The sequence below is a fragment of the Pseudomonas sp. JAI115 genome (assembly GCF_014200835.1).
In the GTDB taxonomy this organism is placed as follows: Bacteria; Pseudomonadota; Gammaproteobacteria; order Pseudomonadales; family Pseudomonadaceae; genus Aquipseudomonas; species Aquipseudomonas putida_A.
In genome coordinates this window covers 364,561-378,347 of sequence record NZ_JACHCY010000005.1, presented here as the reverse complement: position 1 = coordinate 378,347, position 13,787 = coordinate 364,561, and the positions used below count along the sequence as shown (strand labels likewise).

Here is a 13,787-nt window from a genome sequence, read left to right as displayed (position 1 = left end):
TGAAGATGAAGAAGTATCTGTCGATGCTGCTGGTCGGCGTCACGGCACTGGTTGCAGTCAATGCGGCGCACGCCGGTGCAATCGATGACGCGGTCAAGCGCGGCACGTTGAAAGTCGGTATGGATCCGACCTACATGCCGTTCGAAATGACCAACAAGCGCGGCGAGATCATCGGCTTCGAAGTCGACATCCTCAAAGCCATGTCCAAGGCCATGGGCGTCAAGCTCGAGCTGGTGTCCACCGGTTACGACGGGATCATTCCGGCCCTGATGACCGACAAGTTCGACATGATCGGCAGCGGCATGACCCTGACTCAGGAGCGCAACCTGCGCCTGAACTTCAGCGAACCGTTCATCGTGGTCGGCCAGACCCTGCTGATCCGCAAGGAACTGGAAGGCACCATCAAGTCCTATAAAGACCTGAACACCGCCGACTATCGCATCACCTCCAAGCTCGGCACCACCGGTGAAATGGTTGCCAAGAAGCTGATCGCCAAGGCCAAGTACCACGGCTACGACAACGAGCAGGAAGCCGTGCTCGACGTGGTCAACGGCAAGGCCGACGCCTTCATCTACGACGCGCCGTACAACGTGGTCGCGGTGAACAAGGTCGGCGCCGGCAAACTGGTGTTCCTCGACAAGCCGTTCACCTACGAGCCGCTGGCCTTCGGTCTGAAGAAGGGTGATTACGACAGCATCAACTTCATCAACAACTTCCTGCACCAGATCCACGAAGACGGCACCTACGATCGCATCCATGACAAGTGGTTCAAGAGCACCGAGTGGCTCAAGGACATGGAATAACACTGGGTCAGTCAGACCGAGTCGCCCCATTCGCGAGCAGGCTCGCTCCCACATTGGAATGCATTTCCCTGTGGGAGCGAGCCTGCTCGCGAAGAGGCCCTCCATAGCAACAAAAATCCGGAACCTGCAATGAAACAGAAAAAAGCCCAATGGCCCTGGCACGTCCTGACCGTGCTGGTGCTGGTCGGCCTGGCGGGCGCGTTGTATTACGCCACGTCGCTGATGTCCTACGAATGGCGCTGGAACCGCGTGCCGCAGTACTTCGCCTATCAGGCCGAAGAATCCCAGCGTGCCACCGATATCTCCACCGTCACCGAGCTGGTGCGCAAGGGCGGTAGCGCGCAGGTCACCCTGCGCAACGACGCCGGTGACGAGCAGCACCTGACCGTCGACGAAAACAGCCTGCAATTCGCTCAGGGCGACGATGTGGCGGAAGGCGACGTCGTGGGCGTGACCCGGCATTGGGCGGCAGGGCCGCTGCTGTGGGGCCTTTGGACCACGCTGTGGCTGTCGGTAGTGTCCGGCGTACTCGGTCTGCTGATCGGTCTGGTCACCGGACTGTGCCGCCTGTCGAGCAACCCGACCCTGCGCGACCTGTCGAGCATCTACGTCGAGCTGGTGCGCGGTACGCCGCTGCTGGTGCAGATTTTCATTTTCTACTTCTTCATCGGCACGGTGATGAACCTGTCCCGCGAGTTCGCCGGGATCGCCGCGCTGTCGCTGTTTACCGGCGCCTACGTGGCCGAGATCATCCGTTCCGGCGTGCAGTCGATTGCTCGCGGGCAGAACGAAGCGGCGCGTTCGCTGGGTCTGAGTGCTGGCCAGTCGATGCGCCACGTAGTACTGCCGCAGGCGTTCAAGCGCGTGCTGCCGCCGCTGGCCGGGCAGTTCATCAGCCTGGTCAAGGACACCTCGCTGGTGTCGGTGATTGCGATTACCGAGCTGCTGAAAAGTGGTCGTGAAGTCATCACCACCTCGTTCTCGCCGTTCGAAATCCTGTTCTGTGTCGCCGGCCTGTACCTGTTGATCAACCTGCCGCTGTCGAAAATCGCCAGCCGGCTTGAGCGGAGGCTCGCGCAAAGTGATTGAAGTCCGCGAACTGGTAAAAGTCTTCGACACCCGTGGCCAGGTAGTCCGGGCTGTGGATAACGTCAGCACCACGGTGGCCAAGGGCGAAGTGCTGGTGGTGATCGGCCCGTCGGGTTCGGGCAAATCGACCTTCCTGCGCTGCCTCAATGGCCTGGAAGAATTCGACTCGGGTTCTGTGAGCATCGACGGCCTGCAACTGGCAGACCCGAAAACCGACGTCAACGCTTACCGCCGCGAAGTCGGCATGGTCTTTCAGCATTTCAACCTGTTCCCGCACATGACCGTGCTGGAAAACCTCTGTCTGGCGCAGAAAGTCGTGCGCAAGCGTGGGCAAAAGGAAAGCGAGGCCAAGGCCCTGGCGTTGCTGGAAAAGGTTGGTATTGCGCAGAAGGCCCGGGAATACCCGTCACGTTTGTCCGGCGGCCAGCAACAGCGCGTGGCGATTGCCCGGGCGCTGGCGATGGACCCGAAAGTGATGTTGTTCGACGAACCGACTTCGGCCCTCGACCCGGAAATGGTCGGTGAAGTGCTGGACGTGATGAAGAACCTGGCCGTGGAAGGCATGACCATGGTTTGCGTCACCCACGAAATGGGTTTCGCCCGGGAAGTGGCGGATCGGGTGCTGTTCTTCGATCACGGCAAACTGCTGGAAGATGCCTCCCCAGCGGAGTTTTTTGATGCGCCGAAGGATCCGCGGGCACAGGCCTTTCTGCGTCAGGTCTTGTAATTTCAGCGTCTCTCAGGACGCCTTCGCGAGCAGGCTCGCTCCCACAGTTGACCGAGTTGTCCAGGCGGACGCGGTCCAATGTGGGAGCGAGCCTGCTCGCGAAAGCATCACCTCGGTTCAGAGCGAACCGAGGTTTTCGGGTCACCTCAAACCTTGAACCGCCCCACCAGCATCTGCAGATGCGTCCCCAACCGCGCCAGCTCAACACTCGACGCCGCGGTCTCTTCACTCGCCGCCGACGTCTGATCCGACACATCCCGCACATTCAGCACGCTACGGTTGATCTCCTCGGCCACGGCACTCTGCTGCTCGGCTGCCGCTGCAATCTGCTGGTTCATCGCCTGAATCGCCGAGACGGTGCGGGTGATGCTTTCCAGTGAGCCACCGGCGCGGCGGGTCAGTTCGACGCTGCTGTCGGTCAGGCTGCGGCTGTTGTCCATGATCGTTGCCACTTGCTGGGTGCCGTTCTGCAGGCCGACGATCAGTTCCTCGATCTCTTCGGTGGACTTCTGCGTGCGCTGGGCGAGGCTGCGCACTTCATCGGCAACCACCGCAAAACCACGCCCGGCCTCACCGGCACGCGCTGCTTCGATCGCGGCGTTTAGCGCCAGCAGGTTGGTTTGCTGGGCCACGGACTTGATCACGTCGAGCACGCTGCCGATCTTGTCGCTCTCGCGCTTGAGTTCGCCCATGGCTTCGGTGGAGTGGCCGACTTCGACGGCCAGACGCTCGATCTGCGCAATGGCTTCACCAACCACCTTGTCACCTTCGCGGGCTTGCTGGTCGGCGGCCACGGCGGCTTCGGAAGCCTCCTCGGCGTTGCGTGCGACTTCCTGCACGGTGGCGGCCATTTCGTTCATGGCGGTGGCGACCTGGTCGGTCTCGACTTTCTGATTGTTGACCCCGGCGCTGGTCTGCTCGGTGACCGCCGACAGCTCTTCGGCGGCGCTGGCGATCTGCCTGACGCCGTCGCTGATGCCACCGATCAACTCGCGCAGGCCTTGGGTCATGCTCTGCATCGAACGTTGCAACTGGCCGAGTTCGTCGCGACGCTGAGACACCAGGTTGTGGGTCAAGTCGCCGGCAGCCACACGTTCGGCGACCTTCAGGGTCTGGTTCAGTGGAATGATGATCTGCCGGGTGATCGCCCACGCGGCCAGCAAACCGAAGGCCACGGCCAGCAGGGTGGCGATGATCAGCATGTTCTTGGCGTGCGCGGCATCGGTATCGCGCACCACGGTTTGTGATTCGGTGAGCTTCTTGCTGAGGTCGAGGAGGATGTCGCCCTGCGCCGTCATGGTTGCCCCGGCCTTGGCATTGTTCACCTGCGAGTCGCGGAACTGAGCGACCGCCGCGCGATAAGCCTTGATCGAGTCGGTGGCCTGTTGCAGGTTGGCGATGTGCTGTTCGGGCAGTTTCGCCGGCAGGCTGTCGAGGTTTTTCAGTGCATTGTCGATGGCGTCCAGCGCGGGCTGCTCCGCCTCGGCCTTGCCGCTGTAGGTGTAGCCGCGCACCTGATAGCGCGCTTGCTGCAACAGTTTGCTCAGTTCGATCACGCTGTTGAATTGCGCGACGCTGTCACCTTGCAGCATGGATTTCTCGACTTCCGAGACTTTGGCCACGGCATTGTCGGCACTGGCGCCGAGCTTGCTGCGCGCGTCCTCACGCTGCACGGTGGCCTGTGTCATGTCGGCGAAGGCACGTTTGTACTCGGCGACAGCGGCCAGTTGCTGATCGACCATGGCCGCATCTGAGGGCTGCTCGATCAGGCCGCGCGCGGTTTGCAAGCCGCTGGCGAGTTTGGCCAGTAACTCGTTGACCGCGCCCGCGCCTTGTTCGCCGCGACGCGCTTCATAGTCCAGACGCGCCAGGCGCAGGTCCTTGGTCAGCTCGTTGAGGCTGGAGATGAAACCGAGCTTGTCGCCACGGCTGATGATGCCGCTCATGCCGGTCCAGCCGGTAAAGGTAATCAGCAGGGTGAGCAACAGCACCAGGCCGAAACCGATGCCCAGCTTGCGTTTGACGCTGACGTTCCCAAGATTCTCGGCTAACCAACGGTACATGCGACGACTCCCCTCGGACCACTAATTGGACTTATGGGGACTGTATCGGCTGGGTGATGGCAATCTGTAACCCGATTTGTCCGACACCGCCACTCTGTAGGAGCTGCCGCAGGGGAGCGGCATGTCAGAACAGGCGGGCGAGCAGGGCGGTGACGGCGGTTTCGACGCGCAGGATACGTTCGCCCAGTTGCACCGGTTGCAGGCCGGATTTGCCCAGCAGGTCGATTTCGTAGGGAATCCAGCCACCTTCGGGGCCGATCGCCAGGGTCACCGGTTCGCTCAACGCATGTGGGCACGGCGGGTAATTGCCGGGATGGCCGACCAGGCCGAAGGTGCCTTCGCTGATCGCTGGCAGACGATCTTCGACGAACGGTTTGAAGCGCTTCTCGATGATGACTTCCGGCAGCACGGTATCGCGGGCCTGTTCGAGGCCGAGAATCAGATTCTCGCGAATCGCTTCCGGCTCGAGAAGCGGCGTCTGCCAGAAGCTCTTCTCGACCCGGTAGCTGTTGAGCAGAATCACCTTCGACACGCCCATGGTCGCCACGGTCTGGAACACCCGTCGCAGCATTTTCGGGCGGGGCAGGGCCAATACCAGCGTCAATGGCAGCTTGGCCGGTGGTGATTGATCGAGGGTGACACGCAACTCGGCTTCACCGGCCTCAAGGCGCAGCAGCTCAGCCGAGCCCATCAAGCCATTGATCCGTCCCACGCGCAGGCTGTCACCGACTTCCGAGCGGTGCACTTCCTGCATGTGGGTCAGGCGCCGGTCACGCAGCACGACGCGGTCGGCCGCGATGAAGTCGGCCTCTTCGAGCAACAGCAGGTTCATGCCTGGGTCGCTGGCGGCTGGTCGTTGTGATCGTCGGCCGGTGTTTCGTCCGGGCGTTCGCGCTTGCTGATCAGGCCGCCGAACAGAATGCCGATTTCAAACAGCATCCACATCGGTACCGCCAGCAGGGTCTGCGAGAAGATGTCCGGCGGGGTGAGGATCATGCCGACCACGAAGCAGCCGATGATCACGTACGGGCGGATCTTCTTCAGGTATTTGACGTCGACCACGCCGATCCACACCAGCAGCACCACGGCCACCGGAATTTCGAACGCGACGCCAAAGGCGAAGAACAGCGTCATCACGAAGTCGAGGTAACTGGTGATGTCGGTCATCATTTCCACGCCGGCCGGGGTGGCGGCGGCGAAGAACTTGAAGATCAGCGGGAACACGAAGTAATAGGCGAACGCCATGCCGGTGTAGAACAGCAGGATGCTGGACACCAGCAGCGGCACGGCGATGCGCTTCTCATGCTTGTACAGGCCCGGCGCGATGAAGCCCCAGATCTGATGCAGGATCACCGGAATCGCGAGGAACAGCGAGACCATCATCGTCAGCTTCAGTGGCGTCAGGAACGGCGACGACACATCCGTGGCGATCATCGTCGCGCCGACCGGCAGGTACTGGCGCAGCGGCGTCGAGACGAAGGTGTAGATCTGCTGGGTGAACGCGAACAACCCGGCGAAGATGATGAACACCGCCGCCACACAACGCAGCAGGCGGGTGCGCAACTCGGTGAGGTGCGATACCAGCGGCATGTGCTGGTCGTTTTCGGGGAGATCGCTCATGGGGCTCGCGGCGGCAGAGTGGTGTCGTGAGGAGCTGGCGCAATAGGCGCAGCCGCAGGTGCAACGGGTTCGACAGGCTTCATGATCGGCGCAGCTTCAGCGGCTGCGGCAGAGACGTGTTCGACGCTCGCCGGCTGCTCCGCAACGGGAGCCGCAGGCGTCTGCTCTGCCACTGGCTGCACGGGCGTAGGCTCCTGCTGAACCGGCGTGAAAATCTTCCGCGCCTCCTGCTCCAGCGACAGGATGTGCTCGTTGTGCAGTTGCCGACGGATCTCGTCGGCACCGATTTCACGTTCAACTTCCTGTTTGATCGCGTTGAAGCTGCGCTTCAGCCGGCCGACCCACAGGCCAGCGGTGCGCGCAGCGCCCGGCAGACGCTCGGGGCCCAGCACCAGCAGGGCGACGAGGCCGACGAGCAGCAGTTCAGAGAAGCTGATACCAAACATTAGTCAGTGCTCACACGTCTTTGCGGATCGGCTCTTCGACTTTCTGCGCCTGCACGTCGATGGTGTGCGGCGGGTTGGCCTGAGCGGTGGCTTGCGGCTGCACCGGTGGTACTGGCTGCGCAGGCGTCACGGTCGGATCGGCGGCCGGCTTTTCGTCATCGTTCATGGCTTTGCGAAAGCCCTTGATCGACTCGCCGACGTCGGTGCCGAGGTTTTTCAGTTTCTTGGTGCCGAACACCAGCACCACGACTACCAGAATGACGATCCAGTGTTTCCAGTCAAAAATGCCCATGTTGCTGTTCCTCTCTAAAAATTGTTCAGGCGGACGGACGCGAGGCTTTCTCGACGTGTCCGGACAGACCGAAGCGACGATCCAGTTCATCCAGCACGGCCTGCGGATGCTGCCCCAACTGGGCGAGCATGACCATGCTGTGGAACCACAGGTCGGCAGTCTCGTAGATCACATCGCTGCAGTCACCGCTGATGGCGGCGTCCTTGGCGGCAATAATGGTTTCGACCGACTCTTCGCCGACTTTCTCCAGAATCTTGTTCAGGCCCTTGTGATACAGACTAGCTACATATGAGCTGTCGGCCGCTGCGCCTTTGCGCTCTTCAAGTACCTGAGCGAGGCGGGTCAGGGTGTCACTCATGTTTGTGTCCTGCGGAATAGATTGCGTGCGGGTCTTTCAAGACAGGGTCGACCGTTTTCCAGTCGCCGTTTTCGAAGACGCGGTAAAAGCAGCTTTGACGGCCGGTATGGCAAGCGATGTCGCCGATCTGTTCGACCATCAGGATGATCACGTCGGCGTCACAGTCCAGACGCATTTCATGCAGGGTCTGTACATGGCCGGACTCTTCGCCCTTGCGCCACAGCTTGCCACGGGAACGTGACCAGTAGATTGCACGGTTTTCCGCAGCGGTCAGTTCCAGCGCTTCGCGGTTCATCCAGGCCATCATCAGTACGCGTCCGGTCTTGTGATCCTGGGCAATCGCCGGCACCAGGCCATCTGCGTCCCACTTGATCTCGTCCAGCCAGTTTTTCATCTTCGACTCCGACAGCGAACCCGTACTTCGATAGTCGGGTTCAGGCGTTGAAACAGTGTGCCAGCCGATCAGCAAACTGGCTATCGGCGAACGACCAGATACAAGCCGACTGCCACCATGATGCCCGCCGGCCAATGCCCCAGTTCGTGCAACGGGCCGCCGGCGGCGAGGATCGTCCCGCCCGCCAAATGCGCGCAACCGAGCAGGCGCAGGAACCAGTCGTCCTTGCGTTTGTGCCACGGTGGTGGCGGGTCGTAGGCGTGCGGTTGCGACATGCGTTCGAGCAGGTCGCGGGCCATGTTGGCCAGGTGCGGCAGCTGTTCGAACTGGCTCTGCACGTTGCCGAGCAAGGCTTTCGGGCTGACGCGCTCGCGCATCCAGCGCTCGAGGAACGGCTGCGCGGTGTTCCACAGATCCAGATCCGGGTACAGCTGACGACCGAGGCCTTCGATGTTCAACAGAGTCTTCTGCAGCAGAACCAGTTGCGGCTGCACTTCCATGTTGAAGCGCCGCGCAGTCTGGAACAGGCGCATCAGCACCTGGCCAAATGAAATATCTTTTAACGGTTTTTCGAAGATCGGTTCGCATACGGTGCGGATCGCCGCTTCGAATTCGTTGAGTTTGGTTTCCGCCGGCACCCAGCCCGAATCGATATGCAACTGCGCCACACGGCGGTAATCGCGCTTGAAGAAAGCGAACAGGTTGCGTGCCAGGTAGTCCTGGTCTTCCGGGGTCAGGCTGCCGACGATGCCGCAGTCGATCGCGATGTACTGCGGGCTCCACGGGTTGACGGTGCTGACGAAGATGTTGCCCGGGTGCATGTCGGCGTGGAAGAAACTGTCGCGGAACACCTGGGTGAAAAAGATCTCCACGCCGCGCTCGGCGAGCATTTTCATGTCGGTGCGCTGGTCGGCGAGGGTCGCCAGATCCGTCACCTGAATCCCGTAGATGCGCTCCATCACCAGCACTTTCGGCCGGCACCAGTCCCAATAGACTTGCGGCACATAGAGCAGCGGCGAGCCTTCGAAGTTGCGCTTCAACTGGCTGGCGTTGGCCGCCTCGCGCAGCAGGTCGAGCTCGTCGTAGATGGTTTTTTCGTAGTCCTGCACCACGTCCACCGGGTGCAGCAGGCGGGCGTCGGCGGAGACCTTTTCGGCGGCGCGGGCGAGGATGAACAGCCATGCCAGATCCTGGGCGATCACCGGTTTCAGGCCCGGGCGGATCACCTTGACCACCACTTCTTCGCCGGTCTTCAGTTGCGCGGCGTGCACCTGTGCCACCGAGGCCGAGGCCAGCGGCTCGACGTCGAAACGGCTGAACACTTCGCTGATCTTCTTGCCCAGCTGTTCTTCGATCAGCTTGATCGACAGCTGCGAATCGAACGGCGGCACGCGGTCCTGCAGCAGCATCAACTCATCGGCGATGTCTTCCGGCAGCAGGTCGCGGCGGGTCGAAAGAATCTGCCCGAACTTGATGAAAATCGGCCCCAGATCCTGCAGCGCCAGGCGCAGACGCGCACCACGGCTCAGCTCCAGCGGCTTGCGCGGCAACCAGCGCCACGGCAGCACGTAACGCAGCGCCAGGAGAAACCAGGGCAGCGGCAGCTCGAACAGCAGGTCATCGAGGCGGTAGCGGATCACGACGCGCTGGATGCGCAACAGACGGCGGACGGCAAGCAGCTTCATGCGTTATCGCTTGGGTCGAGGGATCGGGAAAGGCGCTCGAAACGCGCCTCGAGACGTTCCAGATCAAGTTTGATCCGGTCCAGTTCGCTGAATCGCGCTTCGGCTTCGCGCTGCCCGACGAGGGTGCGCGATTCTTCGGCGAGGTATTCGGCGAGGTTCTGGTTGAGGCTGGCAAATCCTTGTTGATACCAGCGTGCGCGGCTGCGCAGGTGACCGCCAATCAGTTGCGTGGCGACCGGGCCGAGCCAGCGCGAGAGTTCGTACTCCCAGTCCAGCTCGAGGTCCTGCAGCACGCCGGCCAGTTCCAGCAGCACGCCGCTGTCACCGTCGAGCTCGACTTCCGGGGCATGCAGCACCGCGGTCTTGTCTTTGCTCACGGCCAGTTTCACCAGGCTCGATGCCGGGGCGCGCAGCGTGCAGTCGACACCGGTTTCCCAGTGCGAGGCGAGCATCAGGCCCTCATCGCTGGGCAGGATGAACAGTTGCAGCGCCGGGCTGCGGCAATCGACGGCAATCACTTTGCCAGTCAGATGCGCCAGCCGCGGCAGCGCCGTGCTGTCGAGACGCAGCACCCGGTTCAGACCGAGTTCGACGCTGGCGAGCAGCCCGGTGAGCAACATCAGGGCTTGATGCCGCGGTGCAGGGCGACGATGCCTGCGGTCATGTTGTGATAGGTCACGCGGTCGAAACCGGCGTCGACCATCATCGACTTCAGGGTTTCCTGATTCGGGTGCATGCGGATCGATTCGGCCAGGTAGCGATAGCTTTCCGAATCGTTGGTGATCAGCTTGCCCATCAGCGGCATGAAGGCGAACGAGTAAGCGTCGTAGGCTTTCGACATCAGCGCGTTGGTCGGCTTGGAGAATTCCAGCACCAGCAGGCGGCCGCCGGGCTTGAGCACGCGCAGCATCGAGCGCAGGGCGTCTTCTTTATGCGTCACGTTGCGCAGGCCGAAGGCGATGGTCACGCAGTCGAAATGGTTGTCCGGGAACGGCAGTTTTTCCGCATCCGCCTGAACGAATTCGACGTTGCCCGACACACCCAGATCCAGCAGGCGGTCACGGCCGACCTTGAGCATCGATTCGTTGATGTCGGCCAATACCACCTGACCGGTCGGGCCAACCAGGTGCGAGAATTTTTTGGTCAGGTCACCGGTGCCGCCGGCGATGTCGAGCACGCGGTTGCCTGCACGCACACCGGACAGTTCGATCGCGAAACGCTTCCACAGACGGTGCATGCCGCCCGACAGAAGGTCGTTCATCAGGTCGTACTTCGCGGCTACGGAGTGGAACACCTCAGCGACTTTTTCCGCTTTCTGGCTTTCCGGAACGTTTTTGAAGCCGAAGTGAGTGGTGGGTTCGGCATCGCTGCCTTTGCGCTGATCAGTCATATCGCTGTCACCAAAAGAGAATGCGCGACATTCTAATCCCCAAGCCATGCTTTGTCTTGGAATGGCTAAAGGTAAGATGGGCGACCTTCGGGACGATTTGCCGCAGACGCGGTCAAGATTTACCGTCACCTATTCATCAAGCAGGAGTCATTCGATGGCCAAAATCAGTGTTGAGCGTGCCCACAGCCTGGGCAAGGAAGCCGCCCGCGAGAAGGCCGACAAGCTGGCGCAGAAACTCTCCGATCAATATGGCCTGGAGCCGCAGTGGTCGGGCGACACCCTGAACCTCAAGCGCTCGGGCGTGAAAGGCGCGGTGCATGTGGCCGACGACTCGATCCGTGTCGACGTGGAACTGGGCATCATGATGTCGGCCATGAGCGGCATGATCAAAGCCGAGATCGAGAAGGCGCTGGACAAAGCGCTGGTCTGATCGCGATTCTTCGGTAACCCGAGATCCCTTGTGGGAGCGAGCCTGCTCGCGAAAGCGGTGTGTTAGTCGACTCGAATATTGACTGATACACCGTATTCGCGAGCAGGCTCGCTCCCACATTTGTTTGGTGGTGCCCCTGCTGTTTATGTCAGTTGTTAGGGTGCCGTTTCTAATTTTTCTCCCTACTTTGTGCCTGAGCCCGACACTTTTGCGGGCAGTTCCTCAAACCTTCTGCGCGTGAGGTGCACCATGGCCAAAGTCATTCTGAAGAAAAAAATCGACGCTTCGACTTCTGCTCTGAGCGACGTCAAATCCTATGCCCGCAAGATCTGGCTGGCAGGCCTGGGTGCCTACACCAAGGTCGGCCAGGAGGGCAGCGACTACTTTCAAGAGCTGATCAAGGCTGGTCAAACTGTTGAAAAGAAAGGCAAAAGAGTCGTCACCGAAAAACTCGAAGCCGCCAATGCCGAGATCGACGAAGCCAAGGATGAAGTCAGCTCGTTCAAAGGTCGCGTCGAAGTTCAGCTCGACAAGGTCGAGAAGGCGTTCGACTCCCGTGTAGCAAGCGCCTTGAATCGTATCGGCATTCCGTCTAAACATGACGTTGAGACACTCTCTGCTAAGCTCGATGAGCTGACGGCATTGCTCGAACGCGTCGCGCGTAAATCTTAAGGAGAACGGGATGGCTGGTAAAAAGAACACCGATAAAGAAGGCAGCTCGTGGATTGGGAAAGTCGAAGACTACTCCCGCAAAATCTGGCTGGCTGGTTTAGGCGTGTACTCGAAGATCGACACTGACGGCAGCAAGCTCTTCGATACATTGGTCAAAGACGGCGAGAAAGCCGAGAAGCTCACCAAGTCTGCAGTCGGCAAGAAAGTCGATGCCGCCAAGGATTCCGCTTCTTCGGCCAAATCGCGCATCAGCGGCGTGAAAGATCGCGCACTGGGCAAGTGGGACGAGCTGGAAGGGGCTTTCGACAAGCGCCTGAACAGCGCGATTTCGCGCCTGGGTGTGCCTAGCCGCAATGAAGTCAAAGCGCTGCACAGCAAGGTCGAGACCTTGACCAAGCAGATCGAGAAACTCACCGGTCTGAAAACCCAACCGGTCGCGGCGAAAACCGCAGCGGCCAAACCGGCAGCCAAAACCGCCGCCAAGCCACTGGCTAAAGCGGCTGCGAAACCAGCTGCCAAAGCTGCGGCCAAGCCAGCGGCAAAAACCGCTGCCGCCAAGCCTGCTGCTAAAACGGCCGCTGCCAAACCAGCCGCCAAGGCTGCCGCGAAACCGGTTGCTGCCAAAGCCGCTGCGAAACCTGCGGCCAAGTCCGCGGCCAAACCAGCCGCCAAGCCAGCAGCGAAAACCGCTGCCGCGAAACCGGCTGCCAAACCTGCGGCCAAACCGGCTGCGGCGAAAAAACCGGCAGTGAAAAAACCGGCCGCGCCGAAGGCCGCTGCGCCGAAGCCAGCTGCACCCGCAGCAGCCAAGCCAGCCACCCCGGCAACCCCGGCCAGCGCGTCGAACTCCGCCGCTGCACCGACTCCGGCAGCCACCCCGACTGCTGCATCGACCCCGTCGACGCCAACCAGTCAGTCCTGATTTTTCAGGGCAAAACAAAACGCCCGGCCTGTGAAGGTCGGGCGTTTTTGTTTGTGCTTTTTAAAAGCTTACCCTCACCCCAGCCCTCTCCCCGAGGGAGAGGGGGCCGATTCGGGGATGCTTCAGCCTTACACCGACCTGAAAGTGTCGTATTGAATCCATAATCGACTGGATTTTTCAGGTCGCCGTATCGCGTAAGACAATAAGGTCAGTCCCCTCTCCCTCTGGGAGAGGGTTAGGGTGAGGGGCTCTTGATTTCATTCGTGATCTTCGAGGTATTGCAGGGCCATCCGCTCCGTCGCCACTTTCACCGGCGGCAGCAGATGCGGCGCCACCAGCATCATGATCTGGTACACCACCAGTTTGACCTCGCCTTCACGATCGAGAATCCGCTGATAGTCCAGCGAGAACAGCAGGGTCAGGGTGATCTGCTCCACCAGTTGCCCCAACGCCTGGGTGTCACTGACCAGTTGCCCCGAAGCCTTCAACCGCGCCAGCAAGGACGCCAGCGTACGCTTGAGCGCGTTGAGCAGGTTGCGAATGCCCTTGGCCAGTTTCGGCAGGCGCCCGGCGAGGTTCGACAGGTCCTGGAACAGAAACCGGTACTGCGCCAGGCGCTCGACGATCAGGTGCAGAAACAGCCAGTAATCCTCCGGCGCCAGCTCGGCATCCGATGGCGGATCGAGCAGCGGCGCCAGTTCGTTCTGGAAGCGTTCGAACAGGCCGAGAATCAACGGCTCCTTGCCGTGAAAGTGGTAGTAGAGATTGCCGGGGCTGATCCCCATTTCGTTGGCAACTTCCATGGTGGAGACGTTGGGCTCACCCTTTTCGTTGAATAGTTGCAGGGCACATTCGAGAATCCGGTCGCGGGTTTTCATCCAGTCTTCTTAGAAAAG

17 protein-coding genes and 1 pseudogene are annotated in these 13,787 nt (G+C 60.9%); 6 read left to right on the top strand and 12 right to left on the bottom strand.

All coding sequences use genetic code 11. The features are described 5' to 3' along the window. Positions 1-5 precede the first annotated feature (5 nt). The 3 genes from HDC30_RS15085 to HDC30_RS15075 all read left to right on the top strand — a co-directional run bounded on the left by HDC30_RS15085 (position 6) and on the right by HDC30_RS15075 (position 2,619). A complete protein-coding gene (locus tag HDC30_RS15085) occupies positions 6-803 on the top strand; it encodes a transporter substrate-binding domain-containing protein (protein ID WP_003220833.1) in 798 nt (265 codons plus the stop codon). Between the two features lie 129 nt (positions 804-932). Continuing rightward, positions 933-1,892, top strand: a complete 960-nt coding sequence (locus HDC30_RS15080) for an amino acid ABC transporter permease (RefSeq protein WP_027611292.1) — start codon at positions 933-935, stop codon at positions 1,890-1,892. Beyond that, the gene (locus HDC30_RS15075) at positions 1,885-2,619 is read left to right on the top strand and encodes an amino acid ABC transporter ATP-binding protein (RefSeq protein ID WP_097086999.1); all 735 of its coding nucleotides are present in this window, start codon (positions 1,885-1,887) and stop codon (positions 2,617-2,619) included. The genes HDC30_RS15080 and HDC30_RS15075 overlap by 8 nt, the downstream gene beginning before the upstream one ends. Before the next feature lie 146 nt (positions 2,620-2,765). On the opposite strand, the gene HDC30_RS29555 is transcribed toward HDC30_RS15075, so the two are convergent. From HDC30_RS29555 to ubiE, 11 genes and pseudogenes are all read right to left on the bottom strand, one after another. Continuing rightward, on the bottom strand, positions 2,766-3,479 hold the full coding sequence (locus HDC30_RS29555) for a methyl-accepting chemotaxis protein (protein WP_371262571.1): 714 nt from the start codon (positions 3,477-3,479) through the stop codon (positions 2,766-2,768). 141 nt (positions 3,480-3,620) lie between these two features. Then, a pseudogene (locus HDC30_RS29550) lies at positions 3,621-4,565 on the bottom strand (methyl-accepting chemotaxis protein); the annotation flags it as partial. A 241-nt stretch (positions 4,566-4,806) separates the two neighbouring features. Beyond that, on the bottom strand, positions 4,807-5,514 hold the full coding sequence (locus tag HDC30_RS15065) for a 16S rRNA (uracil(1498)-N(3))-methyltransferase (protein ID WP_183783798.1): 708 nt from the start codon (positions 5,512-5,514) through the stop codon (positions 4,807-4,809). Continuing rightward, positions 5,511-6,302 (bottom strand): twin-arginine translocase subunit TatC, encoded by a 792-nt coding sequence (gene tatC / locus HDC30_RS15060; protein WP_027611295.1) that lies wholly within the window; start codon positions 6,300-6,302, stop codon positions 5,511-5,513. Before tatC ends, HDC30_RS15065 begins: the two co-directional genes overlap by 4 nt. Beyond that, entirely contained in the window at positions 6,299-6,748 is a 450-nt protein-coding gene (tatB, locus tag HDC30_RS15055) for a Sec-independent protein translocase protein TatB (RefSeq protein ID WP_097087004.1), read from the bottom strand. Before tatB ends, tatC begins: the two co-directional genes overlap by 4 nt. A 10-nt stretch (positions 6,749-6,758) precedes the next feature. Then, positions 6,759-7,040 carry a twin-arginine translocase TatA/TatE family subunit gene (locus HDC30_RS15050; protein WP_003220847.1) on the bottom strand — a complete coding sequence of 94 codons (282 nt, stop codon included), beginning with the start codon at positions 7,038-7,040 and terminating at the stop codon, positions 6,759-6,761. A 25-nt stretch (positions 7,041-7,065) separates the two neighbouring features. Then, positions 7,066-7,398 (bottom strand): phosphoribosyl-ATP diphosphatase, encoded by a 333-nt coding sequence (locus HDC30_RS15045; RefSeq protein WP_003220849.1) that lies wholly within the window; start codon positions 7,396-7,398, stop codon positions 7,066-7,068. After that, positions 7,391-7,792 carry a phosphoribosyl-AMP cyclohydrolase gene (gene hisI, locus HDC30_RS15040; RefSeq protein WP_007909357.1) on the bottom strand — a complete coding sequence of 134 codons (402 nt, stop codon included), beginning with the start codon at positions 7,790-7,792 and terminating at the stop codon, positions 7,391-7,393. Before hisI ends, HDC30_RS15045 begins: the two co-directional genes overlap by 8 nt. 80 nt (positions 7,793-7,872) lie before the next feature. Then, entirely contained in the window at positions 7,873-9,477 is a 1,605-nt protein-coding gene (gene ubiB / locus HDC30_RS15035) for a ubiquinone biosynthesis regulatory protein kinase UbiB (RefSeq protein ID WP_027611297.1), read from the bottom strand. Continuing rightward, positions 9,474-10,097 (bottom strand): SCP2 domain-containing protein, encoded by a 624-nt coding sequence (locus tag HDC30_RS15030; protein ID WP_003220855.1) that lies wholly within the window; start codon positions 10,095-10,097, stop codon positions 9,474-9,476. The genes ubiB and HDC30_RS15030 overlap by 4 nt, the downstream gene beginning before the upstream one ends. Next, positions 10,097-10,867, bottom strand: coding sequence for a bifunctional demethylmenaquinone methyltransferase/2-methoxy-6-polyprenyl-1,4-benzoquinol methylase UbiE (ubiE, locus tag HDC30_RS15025; protein WP_007961779.1), 771 nt, complete (start codon positions 10,865-10,867; stop codon positions 10,097-10,099). Before ubiE ends, HDC30_RS15030 begins: the two co-directional genes overlap by 1 nt. 154 nt (positions 10,868-11,021) lie before the next feature. Between ubiE and HDC30_RS15020 the strand changes: the two genes are divergently transcribed. From HDC30_RS15020 to HDC30_RS15010, 3 genes are all read left to right on the top strand, one after another. Beyond that, positions 11,022-11,297 (top strand): polyhydroxyalkanoic acid system family protein, encoded by a 276-nt coding sequence (locus tag HDC30_RS15020; RefSeq protein WP_003220859.1) that lies wholly within the window; start codon positions 11,022-11,024, stop codon positions 11,295-11,297. Between the two features lie 249 nt (positions 11,298-11,546). Beyond that, positions 11,547-11,969, top strand: a complete 423-nt coding sequence (locus HDC30_RS15015) for a phasin family protein (protein WP_027611299.1) — start codon at positions 11,547-11,549, stop codon at positions 11,967-11,969. Between the two features lie 10 nt (positions 11,970-11,979). Beyond that, positions 11,980-12,891: a phasin family protein gene (locus tag HDC30_RS15010; protein ID WP_183783796.1), complete on the top strand. Its 912-nt coding sequence runs from the start codon at positions 11,980-11,982 to the stop codon at positions 12,889-12,891. 257 nt (positions 12,892-13,148) lie between these two features. On the opposite strand, the gene HDC30_RS15005 is transcribed toward HDC30_RS15010, so the two are convergent. Beyond that, positions 13,149-13,769 carry a TetR/AcrR family transcriptional regulator gene (locus tag HDC30_RS15005; RefSeq protein WP_027611301.1) on the bottom strand — a complete coding sequence of 207 codons (621 nt, stop codon included), beginning with the start codon at positions 13,767-13,769 and terminating at the stop codon, positions 13,149-13,151. Positions 13,770-13,787 lie beyond the last annotated feature (18 nt).